Genomic DNA, 17,853 nt, shown 5'->3' with positions numbered 1-17,853 from the left:
CCCACAGCACACCGCACCGAGCGAGAAAGCCTCAACGCATGGACAGCTCCCTGCGAGACTCCGAACTCCCGGCCGACCTCAGCCCCCTGGCCTGGGTGCAGGAGGAATTGCGCCGCTCCCTGGAGACGGTGCACAAGACCCTGCGTCGCCATGTGCGCGACGGCGGCGACAACCGCCTCTCGGCCTTTGGCGGCGACGCCCAGCCGAGCGCACCGCTGCAGCAGGCCGCGTCCCAGCTGCACCAGGTCAGCGGCGTGCTGTCGCTGGTCGGCCTGCCGGCCGGCGCCAGCGTGCTGCGTGCCGCCGAAGCGGCCGTCGCGCGCCTGGCCGAGCGCCCGCTCGAGGTCGAGGCCACCACGGTCGACACCATCGAGCGCGCCGACTTCGCGCTGCTGGCCTATGTCGCCCGCCTGCTGGCTGGCAACAAGACCTCGTCGCTGGCCCTTTATCCGGGCTATCGCGCGCTGCAGCAACTCAACGGCGCCGAACGCATCCATCCGGCCGATCTCTGGCAGTACGACTGGTCCTGGCGCAGCATCGCGCCCGAGGCCGGCGTGTTGCCGCGTTCGCCCGAGGCCGTGCGTGCGCCCTTCGAGGCCGCGCTGCTGCGCCATATGCGCGAGCCCAGTTCGGCGCATGCCGCCAATCTGTCCGGCTTGTGCGCCGGCCTGGCCGCTGCATTGCCGGCCGGCACGACGCGCACGCTGTGGCAGCTCGCCGCCGCCGTCTTCGAAGGCCAGGCCCTCAAGCTGATCCCGAGCGACGCCTATGCCAAGCGCCTGGGCTCCAAGCTGCTGCATGAGCTGCGTCTCGTCGGCCACGGCGACCAGATGGATCCGGCGCGCGACCGCCTCGCCCAGGACCTGCTGTTCTTCTGCGCCCAGTGCCGCGTCGCCAGGGGTGCGGGCCCGCGCCTGACCGCCGTGCACGAGGCCTATCGCCTCACCGACGAGCATGGCGGCGATTACGAGGACGCCAGCCTCGGTCGCATCGACCCGGCCTGGGTCGTGCAGGCCAAGCGCCGCGTCATGTCGGCCAAGGAGAGCTGGTCCAGTGCCGCCGAGGGCGACCAGCATCGCCTGGCCGGCCTGGATGAGCAGTTCGCCGGTCTGGCCGATTCGCTGACCCGCCTCTTCCCCAGCGGTGAAGTGCTGGCCCAGACGCTGCAGCGCGCCGTCGTCGCGACGCTGCGCTCGCGCAGCACACCGCCGCCCGCACTGGCGATGGAAATCGCCACCAGCCTGCTCTACGTTGAAGCCGCGCTGGAAGACGCCGCCTTCGACCAGCCCGAGCAGGCCGACCGCGTGCGCCGCCTGGCGCGCCGCGTCGAGGCCGTGGCCCATGGCCAGCCGGCCGAGCCCCTCGAAGACTGGATGGAGGAGCTGTATCGCCGCGTCTCCGACCGCCAGACCCTGGGCAGCGTCGTCCACGAATTGCGCGCCAGCCTCTCGGAAGTCGAGAAGCAGTGCGACGAATACTTCCGCGACCCGACTCAGCGTGCGCTGCTGATCCCCGTGCCCGGCCAGTTGCAGGCCATGCGCGGCGTGCTCAGCGTGCTGGGCCTGGACCAGGCCGCCCAGGCCACGGTCCGCATGCGTGACGAGGTCGACGGCCTCGCCAACACCGAGATCGACTTCAACCGCCCCGGCGCGCGCGACGTCTTCGAACGCCTGGCCAACAACCTCGGCGCCCTCGGCTTCCTGATCGACATGCTGAGCGTGCAGCCGGCCCTGGCCAAGCGCATGTTCCAGTTCGACGATGCCAGCGGCCGCCTGGACGCCGTCATGGGCCGCCGCGAAGGCGCTGTCGAGCTGCCCAGCTTCGAGGCCAGCGGCTTCCACGTCGATCTGGGCGACGAATCGCCCGAGATCGCGCCGCCGTCCTACGAGGCCACCCAGCCACTGCGCGTCGACTTCGGCAGCCTGGACCTGCCCGACCTCAGCCTGCCGGATGTCGACCTGTCGCAGCCGGCTGCCGTTCCCGCTCCCGCCCCCGTTGTCGCTCCGCCGCCGCCCGCGCCTGCACCCGCGCCCAGCGTCGCCGACGACCCCGAGATGCGCGAGATCTTCCTCGAGGAAGCCGACGAGGTCATCGGCAATGCCCGAGCCGCGCTGGACGAACTGCGCGAGGCGCCGGCCGACCACGGCCAGCTGACCGTCGTGCGCCGCGCCTTCCACACGCTCAAGGGCAGCGCCCGCATGGTCGGGCTGGACCCCTTCGGTGAGGGTGCCTGGGCCTGCGAGCAGCTCTACAACGCCCGCCTTGCCGAAGCCAATCCCCAGGCCGACGCCGCCCTGCTGGGCTTCACCGCCGAGGCGCTGGACTATTTCGCCCACTGGCGCAACCAGATCGCCGGCACGGAGCCAGGCCACAGCCTGCCCGACCCGGTGCGCCTCAGCGCCGATTCCCTGCGCCTGCACGGCCAGTACCTGCCGCTGACCGCAGAGACCGTCGAGGCCCAAGGTGTCGACGAGCGCGGCCCCGAGGCCTTGGCCGAACCGGCAGCCGAACCCATCGTCGCCGCGCTGCCGGCCGAGATGGAGCAGACGCCGGCGCTGGAGCCCGATTTCGTTCTCGAACTCGATGCGCCGGCCGACGAGGCCCAGGTCGAGGCCGAGGGCCTGCTCGCCTTGCCCGAGGTCACGCTGGACCTGGACCCGACCGAACTGCCTGCCGARCTGGCCGGCGCGGTCGATGCCGATCACGCGCCGACCGAACCCCTGCCGCTGCCGGCCATGCCCGACGAAGAGCCGACGCTGGCCAACTTCGGCGTGGTGCTGGATCTGGACGAGGCCGAGATCGTCGTCGCCGAGCCTGTTGGCGAGCCGCCGGTCCGCCCGGAGGAATCCACGCTGGCGATGCACCAGCTGCTCGACGAGGACGAGGAGCCGGCCGCGCCGGCGCTCAGCCTGGTCACGGCCGCCGAGCCGGAACCCGAGCCGGAGCCTGTCGACCCCGACGAAGGCTTCAAGGTCATCGGCCCGCTGCGCATCAGCATCGCGCTGTTCAACATCTTCCTGAACGAGGCCGACGAGCTGTCGCGCAAGCTGTCCGTCGGCCTGGCCGAATGGGCCTTGGAGCTCAACGAGCCCGTGCCGCAGAGCTGCGAAGTGCAGGCTCACGCGCTGGCCGGCAATGCCGCCACCGTGGGCTATGAGGATCTCTCCGCCCTGGCCCGCGAACTCGAGCACACCCTCAGCCGCGCCCAGCGCGCCGTGGGCTACGAGACGGCCGACGCCGAGCTCTTCGTGCGCGCCGCCGACGACATCCGTCGCCTGCTGCACCAGTTCGCTGCCGGTTTCCTGAAGCCCAACGACCCCGAGGTCCTCTCTCAACTGCATGCCTACGAGCCGCAGGAAGAGGTCTACACGGCGGCCGCGGCCCTGGATGCGCTGCCCGTGCCGGCCCTGCACGACACATTCGCAGGCGATCTGGACTCGGCGGTCACCATCGCTGCCGACCTGCCGGAATCCGTCGTCGATCTGGCCGACGTGGCCGAACCGGTCGTCGAGGCCGTTGCCGAGCCGGTTGCGGAACCCGTTGTCGAGCCGGTCATCGAGCCGGTAGCCGAGGTTCAGCCCGAACCGGAACCCGAACCCGAACCCCAGCCGGCCCCGCTGCTGGCGGCCGAGGACGAGCCCGAGCCGGGTCTGCCCGACCACATCGAGGCCGACCTCTACCCCATCTTCGAAGAAGAAGGCCGCGAGCTGCTGGAAGAACTGCATGGCGCGCTGCGCGACTGGCTGGCCCATCCGGGCGAGCTGGGCCGCTCCGACGCCTGCATGCGGGCCCTGCACACCTTCAAGGGTGGCGCCCGCCTGGCCGGCGCCATGCGCCTGGGCGAACAGGCCCACCACCTCGAATCCGCCATCGAAGACCTGCTGCGGGCCGGCACTGCCGACCATGGCCAGGTGCAGGCCCTGCAGCACGAGGGCGACGCCCTCGAGCACGCTTTCGAGGAATTGGGTCGCCGCCTGGCGTCCGCCGCTGCCATGCCGGCCGCGCCGGCCGTCGTCGCACCGCCGCCTGCACCCGCCGCCAAGCCGCTGCCCGTTGCCCAGGCGCCCGAAGCCGAACGCCCGGTGGTCGAGCTGGCCGAAACCCCGGTGCGCCCGGTGGCGTCGACCTTCGTCGAGAAGCCTGCCGAACCGGCGCGCGAAATCGACTGGAGCCGCTTCACCGACACCGCCGAGATCGCCGCCGGCAGCGACAACCTCGCCATCGGCCAGGCCCTGGTGCGCGTGCGCGGCAGCCTGCTGGAGCGCATGGCCACCCAGGCCGGCGAGGTCAGCATCCGCCGTGCGCGGATGGAGTCCGAGCTGGTCCAGATGAAGGGCGCCCTGCTCGACCTGGACGACAACCTGGAGCGCCTGCGCACCCAGCTGCGCGAGCTGGATCTGCAGGCCGAGGCCCAGATGCACGCCCAGCAAGAGGCGGCGCAGCAGGGCGGCCGCGAGTTCGACCCGCTGGAGTTCGACCGCTACACCCGCTTCCAGGAACTGACCCGCATGCTGACCGAGTCGGTCGGCGACGTGGCCACGCTGCAGCGCACGCTGGGCCGCAACGTCCAGACCGGTGAAGATGAGCTGGCCGCCCAGTCGCGGCTGACGCGCGAGCTGCAGGATGACCTGCTGCGCACCCGCCTCGTGGAGTTCGACTCCATCGGCGAGCGCATGCACCGCGTCGTCCGCCAGGCCGCGCGTGACAGCGGCAAGCAGGTCAAGCTCGAGATCAGCGGCGGCCAGACCGAACTGGACCGCTCGGTGCTGGAGCGCACGGCAGGCGCCTTCGAGCATCTGCTGCGCAACAGCGTCGCCCACGGCATCGAAATGCCCGAGGCGCGCACGGCAGCCGGCAAGGACGCCAGCGGCACGCTGCGCATCGAGGTCGGCCAGCATGGCAACGAAGTGCTGCTGAACTTCTCCGACAACGGTGCTGGCCTCAACCTGGCCCGCATCCGCGAGCGCGGCCTGCAACTCGGCCTCATCTCGGCCGATGCCGAGCCCGATGATGCCCAGCTCAAGCGCCTGATCTTCGCCCCGGGCTTCTCGACGGCCAGCCAGATCACCGAGCTCAGCGGTCGTGGCATCGGCATGGACGTCGTGCGCGCCGAGGTCGGCACGCTCGGCGGCACCATCGAGACCACGTCCACCGCCGGCCAGGGCACCAGCTTCCTGCTGCGCCTGCCGCTGACGACGGCACTGACCCAGGTCGTGCTGCTGAGGAGCGCCGATCAGGTCATCGCCGTCCCCGCGGCGCTGATGGCGTCCGTGCAGCGCGTGCCGGTCGATGCGGTCGAGGCGGCCTACGCCACCGGCAAGCTGCAGCATGGCGGCGCCGAGCTGCCCTTCTACTGGCTGGGCGGCCTGCTCGGCCACGCCGGCCGCGGCCATGTCCATGGTCGCTTCACCCACGTCGTGCTGGTGAAGACGGCGCAATCGGCCCTGGCCCTGCACGTCGACGAAGTCATCGGCAACCAGGAAGTCGTCGTCAAGAACCTGGGCGCCCAGCTCAACCGCGTGCCGGGCCTGGCGGGCATCAGCCTGCTGGCCTCGGGCGAGGTCGCGCTGATCTACAACGTCGTCGCACTCGCCGACTGGTATGGCCTGGATGCCCAGGCCCGCCTGGCAGCGGCCCATGCCATCGCGCAGGGCCAGGTGCCAACGCAGCAGGTCGTGTCCGTCGTCGAGACGGTCACGCAGGCGCCGCTGGTGCTCGTCGTCGACGACTCGCTGACGGTGCGCCGCGTGACCCAGCGCTTCCTGGAGCGTGTCGGCCTGCGCGTCATGCTGGCCAAGGACGGCCTGGATGCGATGGAGAAGCTGTCGAGCGACGAACTGCCGTCGGTCGTGCTGTCCGACATCGAGATGCCGCGCATGGACGGCTTCGACCTGGTGCGCAATATGCGCGCCGATTCGCGGCTGGCGGCGCTGCCCGTCATCATGATCACCTCGCGCATCGCCCAGAAGCACCGCGACTACGCGGCTCAACTGGGTGTCGACCACTACCTCGGCAAGCCCTACGATGAGGAATACCTGCTCGGCTTGATCAAGCAGTTCACCCAGCAGGCCGCCGCGGCCTGATCTCATCCATGTCACAGGTTGTCGACCACCTCGCAGAGCTGACCGGTTTCCGTGACCGTGACGTCATGGACGTCACCCTGGTCATGGCGCTGCGTGACTTGCTCGAGCCCGAGTCGGTCGCGATCTACCGCAGCGTCGGTGAGCCGGGTGACGAGCGCTGGCTGACCCGCGCCCATCTGCGGGCGGGTGACGCCGTCGCGTCGGCCGACCCGCTGTGGGCCAAGCCGGCGGCCCTGCCCAAGGTGGTCGACCACCCGCTGCGCCTGGAGGCCATGCGCAGCCGCAGCGTGACGCAGGTGGCCCAGGGCGGCCAGTGGCTTTACCTGTTCCCGATCGCGACCGACCGCGACGTCATCGGTGTCATCGAGATCCTGTCYACGCGCCGCCTCGGCACGGGGGCCCAGCGCATGGTCAGCAGCGTGCTGCGGATCTATCACAACTTCCAGGGCCTGCTCGACTACTCCGAGCGCGACACCCTGACCGGGCTGCTGAACCGCAAGACCTTCGACGAGAGCTTCCTGAAGGTGCTGTCGGACATCCCGACGCGCACGGACGTGAAGCACGAGGCCGAGGATCGCCGCCACGAGACGGCCACGCCGCACTATGTGCTCGGCGTCATCGACATCGACCACTTCAAGTCCGTCAACGACCGCTTCGGCCACCTGATCGGCGACGAGGTGCTGCTGCTGCTGTCGCGCCTGATGCGCGGCTCCTTCCGCTTTCACGACATGCTCTATCGCTTCGGTGGCGAGGAGTTCGTCGTGCTGATGCGCTGCGACGAGGAAATCCACGCCGGCGAGGCCTTCGAGCGCCTGCGCGTGAACACCGAGCGCTATGCCTTCCCCCAGGTGGGTCGCATCACCGTCAGCATCGGCTTCACCGAGGTGCGCGCCGGCGACTCCCCGGCGGGCGCCTTCGAGCGCGCCGACAAGGCCGTCTATCACGCCAAGGGCCATGGCCGCAACCAGGTCCACAACTATGCGGCCCTGGTGGCCAGCGGCGTGATCCAGGAAGCCGCCCAGCAGCTCAGCGACGTCGAGCTGTTCTGAGCCTGTGGCGTGCTAACGCCGCCGTTGCATGCGGCAACACCGCGGCTTGACTTTCCCACCACGGCAGCCCTAGCCTAGGGCCCATCGCCCGACCGGCGCGTTGCAGACGCTGGCGGGCGGCCCAGTGCGGGGGTGGCTTGGGCTGGTTGTCGCCATCGCGCGGCGCCCGCAGCGATCTCCCGGTTTGTGGCGTGTTGCGGGTCGTGCATGCGTTATTCCTGGCTTCCATTGAGCCTGCTGGTCGCGGCCTTCCTGGCCTTCGTCGGCACGGCCGTGGGCGCCTCGCAGAGCCTCGCGGCGCTGCTGGAGCGTGACGCCGAGCGCAGCCAGGCGCTGCGCACGCAGACCGAACTGCAGCACCTGCTGATGTTGCTGGTCGACATCGAGACCGGCCAACGCGGCTTCATCATCACGGGCCAGCAACCTTTTCTGCGTCCCTATGAGGAAGCTCTCGGCGAGCTCGCCGCCGTGCGCGCCGGCCTGCGCGAGCGTCTGCCGCAGCAGGGCTCGGACGCGTTGACGCTGGCCCGGCTGGACGCCCTCATCGACGAGAGGCTGGCCCAGGCCCGGCAGACCGTCGCACGCCGCCTCGGCGAGGGCAGCACCGTCACGCGAGACCTCAGCGCCTATGTGGATGGCAAGCGCGTCATGGACGAACTGCGCTTCCAGATCGAGCAACTCGGCCGCGAGCAGCAACGCCGCGTGGCCACGGCCGACGAGGCCACCCGGGCCGTGCGCCAGCGCACGACGCGGCTGACCCGCCTGCTGCCCGGCGTCGGCCTCCTCACGCTGGCGGTGGCGGTGGCCCTGATGCTGCGGGAGCGCCGCCTGCGCGATGTGGCCGAGGCGGCGCTGCGCGACGCGAATGCCGGCCTGGAACAGCAGGTATCCCAGCGCACCGAGGCGCTGAGCCTGGCGCTGGCGCGCATCCGCAGCTTCGCCGTCGAGATGGACCGCGGCATCGAGGCCGAGCGCCGCCGCCTCGCCCGCGAGGTGCACGACCAGGTCGGCCAGGTCGGCACGGCCATCAAGATGCTGACGCTGTCGCTGCGCGCCAGGCTGGCGCCGCGCAGCGAGCCGCTGGTGGACGAACTGCAGGGCATGGCCGACGAAGCCATCCGTGCGGCCCGCCACATCTCGGCCGAGCTGCGCCCGCCGCTGCTGGATGAACTCGGCCTGGAGGCGGCCCTGGGCCACTATCTGCAGACGTTGGCGCGCCAGTCCGGCCTGACCACCAAGCTCGACCTCGGCGAGGCCGAGCTGCTGCCGCCCGAGCAGGCCAGCCCGCTGTTCCGCATCGTGCAGGAGGCCTGCACCAATGTGCTCCGGCATGCCCAGGCGCGCACGCTGCGCGTGGCCGGACGCAGCCTGGCCGTCGGCGCACGGGAGGGTTATGAGCTCGAGGTCGTCGACGACGGTCGCGGCCCCGGCGACACGCGGCCCGACGCTGCCGGCCTGCGCAATATGCGTGAGCGCGCCGAGCTGGCCGGCGGCAGCTTCGACTTCGGGCCTGCTCCCGGCGCCGGCACCTGCGTGCGCGTCTGGCTGCCGCTGGAGCCGGCCCTGCCGGCCGTTGCGGCAGCCAAGGAAGAGGAGGCCTGGTTGTGAGACTGCTCATCGTCGATGACCACCCGCTGATGCGCATGGGCATCACCCAGCTGGTGCTGCAGGAGTGGCCCGGTGCCCAGATCGACGAGGCGCCGACCATTGCCGAGGCGCTGACGCGCATCGCCGCCGCGCGGCCCGACCTCGTCACGCTGGACCTGTCCCTGCCCGACTCCCGCGGCACCGAAGGCGCCAGCAAATTGCTGCGCGTGCTGCCAGGGGTGCCCCTGCTGGTGCTCAGCCTCAATGCCGAAGCCGCCTATGCCGCGCGGCTGATGCAGATGGGCGTCGCGGGCTATCTGCCCAAGGACCGCGCGCCGGAGGAGCTGCGCACCGCGCTGCGTCGGTTGTCCGAAGGCGGGCGCTACGTCACGGCGGCCATGGCCGACCACCTGCTGGGCCTGCTCAGCGGCAAGGCGCCCGATGCGTTGCCGCATGAGCAGCTGTCGGCGCAGGAGCACCGCGTCATGCTGCTGATCGCCGCCGGCCAGACCCCGGCCCAGATCGCCGAAGCCATGCATCTGTCGGTCAAGACGGTGGGCAGCTACCGGGCCCGCATCCTCGAGAAGGCTGGCTGGGCCAACAACACCGAGCTGACCAAATACTGCGTGCAGCACGGGTTGACAGAGCTCTAACGCGTTGTGCGGGCGTGTAGGCAATCTCCCTACACGACGTCGCGGCAATCCCGCTGCTGCGCTGCTGGCATCGCCCGCTGCCGACAAAACCGACGCAAGCTGAAGATCGCGTCCATGAACATTTTCCTCGTCGAAGACTCCGCTTCCATCCGTCGCCTGCTCGTGCGTCGACTGGACGCCATGCCGGGCATGCGGGTCGTCGGCGAGGCCGGTGGCGAACGCCAGGCCTTGGCGCTGATCCAGTGGACCCAGCCCGACGTCGTGCTGCTGGACCTGTCCCTGGCCACCGGCAGCGGCCTGAGCCTGGTGACGCAGCTGCGCCGCGCCGGCTACGGCGGCCATATCGCCGTGCTGACGGCCCAGGACGTGGACGCCTACCGCCGTGCCTGCCTGGACGCCGGCGCCGACGCCTTCTACGACAAGGCCAGCGGCCTGGAGACGCTGTTCGACGACCTCGCCGAGTACGCCGTGACGCTGCCCGCGACGCTGGACGACAAGCCGGCCGTGCAGTTGCGCGACGGCCTGACCGGCCTCTTCAACGAGCAAGCCCTGCACGAGCGTCTGGACCAGGTCTCGCGCTGCGCCACCCGTGACGGCGTCGACCTCGCCGTCTATGTGCTGCGCTTGGCGGGGCTGGCCGCGCTGCCGGATGACATCGCCAACGCGGTGGCCCGCCAGGTGGCCGTGCGGCTCAAGGAGGCCAGCGCCGAGTCCGACATCGTCGCGCGCAGTTCGGCCGACCAGTTCGCCATCGTGCAGACCCGCCTGGACCAGGCCGAGCAGGCGGCAGCCCATGCGCGCAGCCTGGTCACCCTGATGAGCGAGCCCTTCCACGTGGGTGGGCGTGACTACAGCCTGGGCATCGAGCTTGGCATGGCGCTCTTCCCCGCCGATGCGGTCTCGCCGCGCGGCCTGCTGACGCTGGCCCAGGCCACCGCCTTTGGCGCGCTTTGAGGGCTTGTGCGGGGCCGCGTCAGGCTGAGCGCTTGACGACCGCGTAGCGCGCCAGCGTGCGCTCGCGAGCGATGGCATGGTCGACGACGGGCCGTGGGTAGGCGCTGCCCTGCATCTCCAAGGGAGCCCGCTCCCAGGGCGCGTGGATGGCCTTGGCAGGCAGTCCGGCCAGCTCCGGGCAGTAGCGCCGGATGAAGCGGCCGTCGGCGTCGAATTTCTCGCTCTGGCTGGTCGGGTTGAAGATGCGGAAATAGGGCTGGGCGTCGCAGCCGCTGCTGCTGGCCCATTGCCAGCCGCCGTTGTTGGCGGCCAGGTCGAAGTCCAGCAGCTGCCGGGCGAAATAGGCCTCGCCGCGGCGCCAATCCAGCCCCAGGTCCTTGGTCAGGAAGCTGGCCACCACCATGCGCAGGCGGTTGTGCATATAGCCCGTCTGGTTGAGCTGGCGCATGGCCGCATCGACCAGCGGGAAGCCGGTGCGGCCCTCGCACCAGGCGGCAAAGAGCTGATCGGCCTGAGCGCCGGTCTCCCAACGGATGGCGTCGTACTCGGGCTTGAAGGCCGACGTCATCGCATGCGGGTGGTGGTGCATGACCTGGTGATAGAAGTCGCGCCAGATCAGCTCCGACAGCCAGATCTCGGCGCCATGGTCGCCGCCTTGCATCAGCTGGTGGGCGATGCGAGCCAAGCGGCGTATCGACACCGTGCCGAAACGCAGGTGCACGCTCAGATAGCTCGGGCCCTTGGCCGCCGGGAAGTCACGCTTCCTGTCGTAGTCGGCGATGCGGTCCAGGAAATCGTCCAGCAGGGCTTCGGCGCCGCGGCTGCCCTGGCCGACGTGGGCGATCAGCCCGGCGGGCTCGAAGCCAATGTCCTCGAGGCTGGGAACCCCCACGGCCAGTTCGCTCTTTGCCAGCGCTTGCGCATGGCGCTCCACCGGGTAGCTGCTCAGATAGAACTCGTCCACCTTGCGCAGCCAGGCGTTCTTGTAGGGCGTGAACACGCCGTACGGCCCGCCGGCGGCCGTCATCACCTCGCGGCGCTCGAAGACGACATGGTCCTTGAAGCTGAGCAGCTCGGCGTTGACGGATTTCAGCAGGTCGGCCACCCGCGCATCCCGCATCAGCGCCTGGGGTTCGTCGTCGTGGTTGGTGAACACGGCCTGCACGCCCAGTTCCGCCGCCAGCCGCGGGATCTCGTCGGCCGCGAAGCCATGTCGCACGATGAGCGCACCGCCCAGCTTGCGCAGGTCCTCGTCCAGCACCCGCAGCGCGCCCAGGATGAACTCCACGCGCCGGTCGGCGCGGGGCAGGGCGTCAAGGATGTCGCGGTCCAGGATGAAGGCGCAGAAGACCTGGTCGGCGGCCTTCAGCGCCTGGTAAAGCGCGGTCTGATCGTCCACGCGCAGATCGCGGCGGAACCAGACCAACGCATGTTTTGCGGGGGCAGTCATACCCACAGAATAAAATGCCGGCCATGCCTGCCGACCGGATCGTCCTGACCAACCAGTTCCTCATCGCCATGCCCGGCATGGCCGACGAGGCCTTCGCAGGCACCGTGGTCTACCTCTGCGAGCACAACGACAACGGCGCCCTGGGCCTCGTGGTCAACAAGCCGACCTCGCTGACGCTGGGCAATCTGTTCGAAAAGGTCGAGCTCAGCCCCCCGGCCGAAGCCCTGGCCGACAGCCCCGTCTTCTACGGCGGCCCGGTGCAGACCGACCGCGGTTTCGTGCTGCACGAGCCGCTGGACGAAGAGGGCGGCCACTACAACGCCACGCTGGCCGTGCCCGGCGGCCTGGAGATGACCACCAGCCGCGACGTGCTGGAGGCCCTGTCCAACGGCGCCGGCCCGAGGAAGATCTTCGTCACGCTGGGCTACAGCGGCTGGGCCGCCGGCCAGCTCGAGGAAGAGATCGGCCGCAATGGCTGGCTGACGGTGGACGCGGCGCCGGAAATCATCTTCGACACGCCGGTCGAGCAACGCTACGAGCGCGCGCTGGCGCTGCTGGGCGTAGACCCGCGCATGCTCAGTTCGGACGCGGGACACGCGTGATGAAGGCGCCCGCCCTCACGCCGGCGCATCAATCCTTTTTAGCTTTCGACTTCGGTACCCGCCGTATCGGTGTGGCCTCGGGTACCCGCATGCTCGGCGCGGCCGAGCCGCGCGCGACCATCAAGAGTGGCGATTTCGACGCGATTGCCGCTCTCATCAAGACCTGGCAGCCCGACGCCCTCGTCATCGGCGTGCCCTTTTACCCCGACGGCGCGCCCCACGAGATGACGGCCAAGGCGCAGAATTTTGGCCGGCGGCTGTCCGGGCGCCACCACCTGCCGGTCTTCGAAGTGGACGAGCGCTATACCAGCGTCGAGGCCGAGGCCGAAGGCGCGCACGATGTGGACGCTGCGGCCGCAGCCTTGATCCTGGAACAGTTTTTTCGAGAACACCCGTGAGCCCGCCCGGCCGCCCGAAGGGCTCACACCGCAGTGCTTGCGCACGGAGGTTTTTAAGTTGAGTGAATTGCTGCTCGATGCCGAGGCGCTGTACCTCGAGCTCAAGAAAGGCGTGCAGCGACTGCTGACGCCCGACACCGCCCTGGTGGGCATCTGGAGCGGCGGCGCCTGGCTGGCCGAGCGGCTGGCCGTCGACCTGGGCCTGGCCGACGCCGGCACCATTTCCAGCGTGCTGCACCGTGACGACTTCGGCTCGCGCGGCCTGGCCAAGGCCGACCACACCTCGCTGCCCTTCGACGTCAACGGCCGCGACATCCTGCTCATCGACGACGTGCTCTATACCGGCCGCACGACGCGGGCCGTCATCAACGAGCTGTTCGACTTCGGCCGCCCGGCCAGCGTGCAACTGGCCGTGCTGGTGGACAGGGGCGGGCGTCAACTGCCGATCGAGCCGGCGTTCTCGGCGGCCCGGGTGACGCTGGCCGCCGGCAAGAGCCTGCGCCTCGCGCAGGGCGAGGACCGACGCTTCAAGTTCGAGGTGAAGTAATGGCCCCCACGCTCACTTCGTTCACTGCCCCCCGAGGGGGCGTAGGCCTCCCTTGGGACGGCCCGGCGGGAGTCCTGTGATGCTCAGCAAACGCAACCCTCAACTCAACAAGCACGGCGAACTSATCCAYCTGCTGTCCAYCGAAGGCCTGCCGCGCGCGGTCATGGAGCAGATCCTGGACACSGCCGGCAGCTTCCTGTCCGTCAACGACCGCGASGTCAAGAAGGTGCCGCTGCTGCGCGGCAAGTCGGTGTTCAACCTGTTCTTCGAGAACAGCACCCGCACCCGCACCACCTTCGAGATCGCCGCCAAGCGCCTGTCCGCCGACGTCATCAACCTGGACATCGCGCGCTCCTCCACCGCCAAGGGTGAGACGCTGCTCGACACGGTCGCCAACCTCAGTGCCATGCACGCCGACATGTTCGTCGTGCGCCACAGCGAGAGCGGCGCACCTCACCTGATCGCCCAGCACTGCGCGCCGCATGTGCACGTCGTCAACGCCGGCGACGGCCGCCATGCGCACCCGACGCAAGGCCTGCTGGACATGTACACGATCCGGCACTTCAAGGGCGACTTCCGCAACCTGACGGTGGCCATCGTTGGCGACATCGTGCATTCGCGCGTCGCGCGCAGCGACATCCATGCGCTCAACATCCTCGGCGTGCCCGAGATCCGCGCGGTCGGGCCGAAGACGCTGGTGCCCGGCGACCTGCGCGACATGGGCGTGCGCGTCTGCCACGACATGGCTGAGGGCGTGAAAGGCGCCGACGTCGTCATCATGCTGCGCCTGCAGAACGAGCGCATGAACGGCGGCATGCTGCCCAGCAGCGGCGAGTTCTTCAAGCACTTCGGCCTGACGCCCGAGAAGCTGGCCCTGGCCAAGCCCGACGCCATCGTCATGCACCCGGGGCCCATCAACCGTGGCGTCGAAATCGCGTCCGAAGTGGCGGACGGCAAGAGCAGCGTCATCCTGCCGCAGGTCACCTTCGGTATCGCGGTGCGCATGGCCGTCATGGCCATCCTGGCAGGGAACGAAGCATGAAGATCCTCATCAAAGGCGGCCGGCTGATCGACCCGGCAAGCAATCTCGACCGCGTCGGCGACGTGGCCATCGCCAACGGCCGCATCGTGCATCTGGGCGAAGTGTCGGACTTCGGCGCCGACCGCACGGTGGACGCGAGCGGCCTCATCGTCGCGCCTGGCCTCGTCGACCTCTGCGCCCGCCTGCGCGAGCCCGGTCACGAGCACGAAGGTCTGCTGGAAAGCGAGCTCGCCGCCGCGGCCGCCGGCGGCGTGACCAGCCTGGTCTGCCCGCCCGACACCGACCCGGTGCTCGACGAGCCCGGCCTGGTCGAGATGCTGAAGTTCCGCGCCCGCAAGCTCAGCCGCTGCCGCCTCTTTCCGCTCGGCGCGTTGACGCGCCAGCTGCAGGGCACGGCCCTGACCGAGATGGCCGAGCTGACCGAGGCCGGCTGCATCGGCTTCTCGCAGGCCGAGGTGCCGATCAAGGACACGCTGGTGCTGAGCCGCGCGCTGCTGTACGCGGCCACCTATGGCTACACCGTCTGGCTGCGCCCGCAGGACTTCTTCCTCGGTGGCGGCGTGGCCGCCAGCGGTGCGGTGGCGACGCGGCTGGGCCTGTCCGGCGTGCCGGTCAGCGCCGAGACGGTGGCCTTGCACACGATCTTTGAACTGGTTCGCGCGACGGGCGCCCGCGTGCACATCTGCCGCCTCAGCAGCGCCGCCGGCGTGGAGTTGGTGCGCACCGCCAAGCGCGAAGGCCTGCCCGTCACGGCCGATGTGTCCATCAACTCGCTGCACCTCAGCGATGTCGACATCGGCTACTTCGACTCGGCCATGCGCCTGACGCCGCCGTTGCGCCAGGGGCGCGACCGCGATGCGCTGCGCGCGGGTCTTGCCGATGGAACGATCGACGCGCTGGTGTCCGACCACATGCCCGTGACCATCGACGAAAAGGCCGTGCCCTTCGCCGAAGCGACGCCGGGTGCGACGGGCCTGGAGCTGCTGCTGAGCCTCGCGCTGCGCTGGGCGCGGGACGCGGAGCTGCCGATGCAGCGCGCGCTCGCCGTCGTCACCGCCGAGCCGGTGCGCGTGCTCGGCAACGCCCTCGGCTCGCTGTCGGCGAGCGCGGGCCGCCTCGTGGAAGGCGGTGTCGCCGATGTCTGCGTCTTCGACGCCAACGCGAGCTGGGCCGTCACGCCCGAAGCGCTCGCCAGCCAGGGCAAGCACACCCCGTTTGCTTTCGCCTCCAGCGGCTTCGAGCTGCCGGCGCGCGTGCGTTGCACCCTCGTCGCCGGCCACGTCGCATACGAAGGATGACAGCCCCCACGCGCGCTTCGCACGCTGCCCCCCGAGGGGGCGCAGCCTCCCTTGGGGCGGCCCGGCGGGGGGCTGAATGAGGGCCTTGATCGCCACCTGGCGCCTCGCGCGCCTTGTGCCGCATGTGCTGCACGGGCTGTGGATCGTCAGACGCCGCTTCGAACTGATGACGGCCGCCGAGAAGCATGGGCAGATCCAGTGGTGGTCGGTGAAGACGCTGCGCATCCTCGGTATTGAAATCAAGTCCCAGGGCCAGGCCCTGCCCACGGGTCACCTCATGGTGGCCAATCACATCTCCTGGCTGGACATCGCCGCCGTGCACGCGGTGCTGCCGCAGGCCCGCTTCGTGTCCAAGGCCGACGTGAAGCATTGGCCGCTGGTGGGCGCTCTCGTCGAAGGTGCCGGCACCCTCTTCATCGAGCGCACCAGCAAGCGCGATGCGCTGCGCGTCGTCCACCAGACGGCCGCGGCCTTGCAGGCGGGTGATTGCGTCGCCGTCTTCCCCGAAGGCACGACGGGTGCAGGCCCCGAGTTGCTGCACTTCCATGCCAACCTGCTGCAGGCGGCCGTGTCGACGGGTGCGCCGGTGCTGCCTCTTGTCTTGCGCTGGTACGAGCCAGGGGAGCGCTTCAGCCCGTCGGCCCGCTTCATCGGCGACATGACGCTGACCCAGAGCCTGTGGAGCATCGCCTCTGCCCGGGGCCTGGGCATCGACGTGCAGATCCTGCCCAGCGTGATGACGGAAGGCCGGGACCGTCGCGCCCTCGGCGAGACGCTGCGCGGCGTGATCAGCGCGCGCTTGTAAACCAGGCCAGGCCGGCCGATGTGCCGGCAAGCGGCCGGTATTCGAGGCCGATGGCGCCTGGCCAGGCGCGTTCTTCCAGCAGCTTGAACTCGGCTGCGTACTCGCCGGCCGCGGGCTCGTTGCGGCCCTTGACGCCAGCGACCTGGACATGGCCCAGCAGGCCCTGCTCCAGTGCGCGCGTCAGATGCGTCAGCGATTCACCCTCGGCAACACGGCAGTGATAGAGGTCCAGCTGCAGTTGCACGCGCGGCGTGTCCAGCGCGGCCAGCAATTCCAGCGCCTGGCCCTGGCGGTGCAGGAAATAGCCGGGCATGTCGCGGCGGTTGATGGGCTCGACGACGAGAGGCAGGGACGACTGCTCGGCTGCCCAGCGCAGATTGTTCAACCAGGTGAGCCGTGTTTCGGCGCTGTCGTCCGCCAGGCCCGAGAGCAGGTGGACGCGCGCCGCGCCGATTTGGGTGGCGAGGTCCAGCCCGCGCAGCGTCGCGTCGCGGAACTCGGCTTCGCGGCCGGGCAGGGCGGCGAAGCCGCGTTCCCCGGCCGCCCAGTCGCCGGCCGGCGCGTTGATGAGCACGACGCGCAGCCCGGCCAGCGCGGCCTTCAGCGCCGAGCCGTCATGCAGATGCGGCTGCTGCAGCTCCACGGCCGCGAAGCCGTCAGCCCTTGCCGCCGCCGGGCGGTCGAGATAGGGGTGCTCGCCGTACAGCCAGTCCAGGTTGGCCGCAAAACGTGGCGCGATTGGCGCCGGGATCACCTGGACTCCGCCACCAGGGCCGGGTTGAGCCGTGGGTCGTTGTACATCTTGAACTGGCGGTAGACCTTGAAGTAGGCCCGCCCGGCGCGTGCGTCGGCCAGCAGTTCGTCATAGCAGTTGCCGAGATCGGCACGCTGCTGGGTCAGGCGTTCCAGCCGCTCGGCGCAGGACTGGCGGTGGGCGTCGTCGACGTCGGTGCGCAGGGTCTGCTCGCGCATCGCGGCGATCTTCAGGCCGAGGATGGAGATGCGGTCCAGCATGGAGCCGGCCGTCTCGCTGTTCAGGCGCGCGCCGTGCGAGATGGTGGAGCGGGGCAGGGCGCTGGCGATCGTCGTCGGGTCCACCAGGCCCAGCGCGCTCAGCAGGAACTCGTCGATGCGCTCGATGGCGTCGTTGCGGGCCTGGTTGTGGCGATCGATGGCGCGCTTGTTGGCGACGATCTCCGCATCGGGCGCCTGGGTGCGGCGGGCCAGGTCCTCCTGGGCCCACAGGCTGCTGTTGTGGAAGTGGTTGGCGGCAATGCAGCCGCGCAGATCGCTGGCCTGCGCGGGTTGCGGCGCACGCGCCAGGGCCGCGTCATGCACGGCGATCACTTCGGCGGCGGAGGGCAGGGTGATCTCGGACATGAAGA

14 protein-coding genes are annotated in these 17,853 nt (G+C 70.0%); 11 read left to right on the top strand and 3 right to left on the bottom strand.

Features of this window, described 5'->3' with window-relative positions; genetic code table 11:
- The first annotated feature begins 38 nt into the window (after positions 1–38).
- The 5 genes from AC1DW3_RS09515 (at position 39) to AC1DW3_RS09495 (ending at position 10,326) form a co-directional block, all read left to right on the top strand.
- Complete coding sequence (locus tag AC1DW3_RS09515) at positions 39–6,083, top strand: hybrid sensor histidine kinase/response regulator (protein ID WP_477930804.1); 6,045 nt, start codon at positions 39–41, stop codon at positions 6,081–6,083.
- A gap of 8 nt (positions 6,084–6,091) precedes the next feature.
- Positions 6,092–7,132, top strand: a complete 1,041-nt coding sequence (locus AC1DW3_RS09510; RefSeq protein WP_477930802.1) for a GGDEF domain-containing protein — start codon at positions 6,092–6,094, stop codon at positions 7,130–7,132.
- A 207-nt stretch (positions 7,133–7,339) separates the two neighbouring features.
- A complete protein-coding gene (locus AC1DW3_RS09505) occupies positions 7,340–8,740 on the top strand; it encodes a CHASE3 domain-containing protein (RefSeq protein ID WP_477930800.1) in 1,401 nt (466 codons plus the stop codon).
- On the top strand, positions 8,737–9,372 hold the full coding sequence (locus AC1DW3_RS09500) for a response regulator (RefSeq protein WP_477930798.1): 636 nt from the start codon (positions 8,737–8,739) through the stop codon (positions 9,370–9,372). Before AC1DW3_RS09505 ends, AC1DW3_RS09500 begins: the two co-directional genes overlap by 4 nt.
- Positions 9,373–9,486: 114 nt before the next feature.
- The gene (locus AC1DW3_RS09495; RefSeq protein WP_477930796.1) at positions 9,487–10,326 is read left to right on the top strand and encodes a response regulator; all 840 of its coding nucleotides are present in this window, start codon (positions 9,487–9,489) and stop codon (positions 10,324–10,326) included.
- 19 nt (positions 10,327–10,345) lie between these two features.
- Here the strand turns inward: AC1DW3_RS09495 and AC1DW3_RS09490 are convergent, their stop codons facing one another.
- Positions 10,346–11,776 (bottom strand): cryptochrome/photolyase family protein, encoded by a 1,431-nt coding sequence (locus AC1DW3_RS09490; protein ID WP_477930794.1) that lies wholly within the window; start codon positions 11,774–11,776, stop codon positions 10,346–10,348.
- A 14-nt stretch (positions 11,777–11,790) separates the two neighbouring features.
- Between AC1DW3_RS09490 and AC1DW3_RS09485 the strand changes: the two genes are divergently transcribed.
- The 6 genes from AC1DW3_RS09485 to AC1DW3_RS09460 all read left to right on the top strand — a co-directional run bounded on the left by AC1DW3_RS09485 (position 11,791) and on the right by AC1DW3_RS09460 (position 16,468).
- Complete coding sequence (locus tag AC1DW3_RS09485) at positions 11,791–12,378, top strand: YqgE/AlgH family protein (protein WP_477930792.1); 588 nt, start codon at positions 11,791–11,793, stop codon at positions 12,376–12,378.
- Positions 12,378–12,776, top strand: coding sequence for a Holliday junction resolvase RuvX (gene ruvX, locus AC1DW3_RS09480; protein ID WP_477930790.1), 399 nt, complete (start codon positions 12,378–12,380; stop codon positions 12,774–12,776). The genes AC1DW3_RS09485 and ruvX overlap by 1 nt, the downstream gene beginning before the upstream one ends.
- A gap of 58 nt (positions 12,777–12,834) precedes the next feature.
- Positions 12,835–13,323, top strand: a complete 489-nt coding sequence (gene pyrR / locus AC1DW3_RS09475; RefSeq protein ID WP_477930789.1) for a bifunctional pyr operon transcriptional regulator/uracil phosphoribosyltransferase PyrR — start codon at positions 12,835–12,837, stop codon at positions 13,321–13,323.
- A gap of 79 nt (positions 13,324–13,402) precedes the next feature.
- Entirely contained in the window at positions 13,403–14,365 is a 963-nt protein-coding gene (locus tag AC1DW3_RS09470) for an aspartate carbamoyltransferase catalytic subunit (RefSeq protein WP_477930787.1), read from the top strand.
- Positions 14,362–15,663: a dihydroorotase gene (locus tag AC1DW3_RS09465; RefSeq protein WP_477930785.1), complete on the top strand. Its 1,302-nt coding sequence runs from the start codon at positions 14,362–14,364 to the stop codon at positions 15,661–15,663. The genes AC1DW3_RS09470 and AC1DW3_RS09465 overlap by 4 nt, the downstream gene beginning before the upstream one ends.
- Before the next feature lie 76 nt (positions 15,664–15,739).
- On the top strand, positions 15,740–16,468 hold the full coding sequence (locus tag AC1DW3_RS09460) for a lysophospholipid acyltransferase family protein (RefSeq protein ID WP_477930783.1): 729 nt from the start codon (positions 15,740–15,742) through the stop codon (positions 16,466–16,468).
- Here AC1DW3_RS09460 and AC1DW3_RS09455 read toward each other — a convergent pair.
- Both AC1DW3_RS09455 and AC1DW3_RS09450 read right to left on the bottom strand, forming a co-directional pair.
- Positions 16,452–17,222 (bottom strand): hydroxypyruvate isomerase family protein, encoded by a 771-nt coding sequence (locus AC1DW3_RS09455; RefSeq protein ID WP_477930781.1) that lies wholly within the window; start codon positions 17,220–17,222, stop codon positions 16,452–16,454. The genes AC1DW3_RS09460 and AC1DW3_RS09455 overlap by 17 nt on opposite strands.
- A complete protein-coding gene (locus AC1DW3_RS09450) occupies positions 17,219–17,848 on the bottom strand; it encodes a DUF4254 domain-containing protein (RefSeq protein ID WP_477930779.1) in 630 nt (209 codons plus the stop codon). The genes AC1DW3_RS09455 and AC1DW3_RS09450 overlap by 4 nt, the downstream gene beginning before the upstream one ends.
- Positions 17,849–17,853: the final 5 nt, after the last annotated feature.

Source organism: Roseateles sp. P2_H4 (assembly GCF_056403315.1).
The sequence above is the reverse complement of the archived record's forward strand: the minus strand, read 5'-3'. Positions and strand labels throughout refer to the sequence as shown.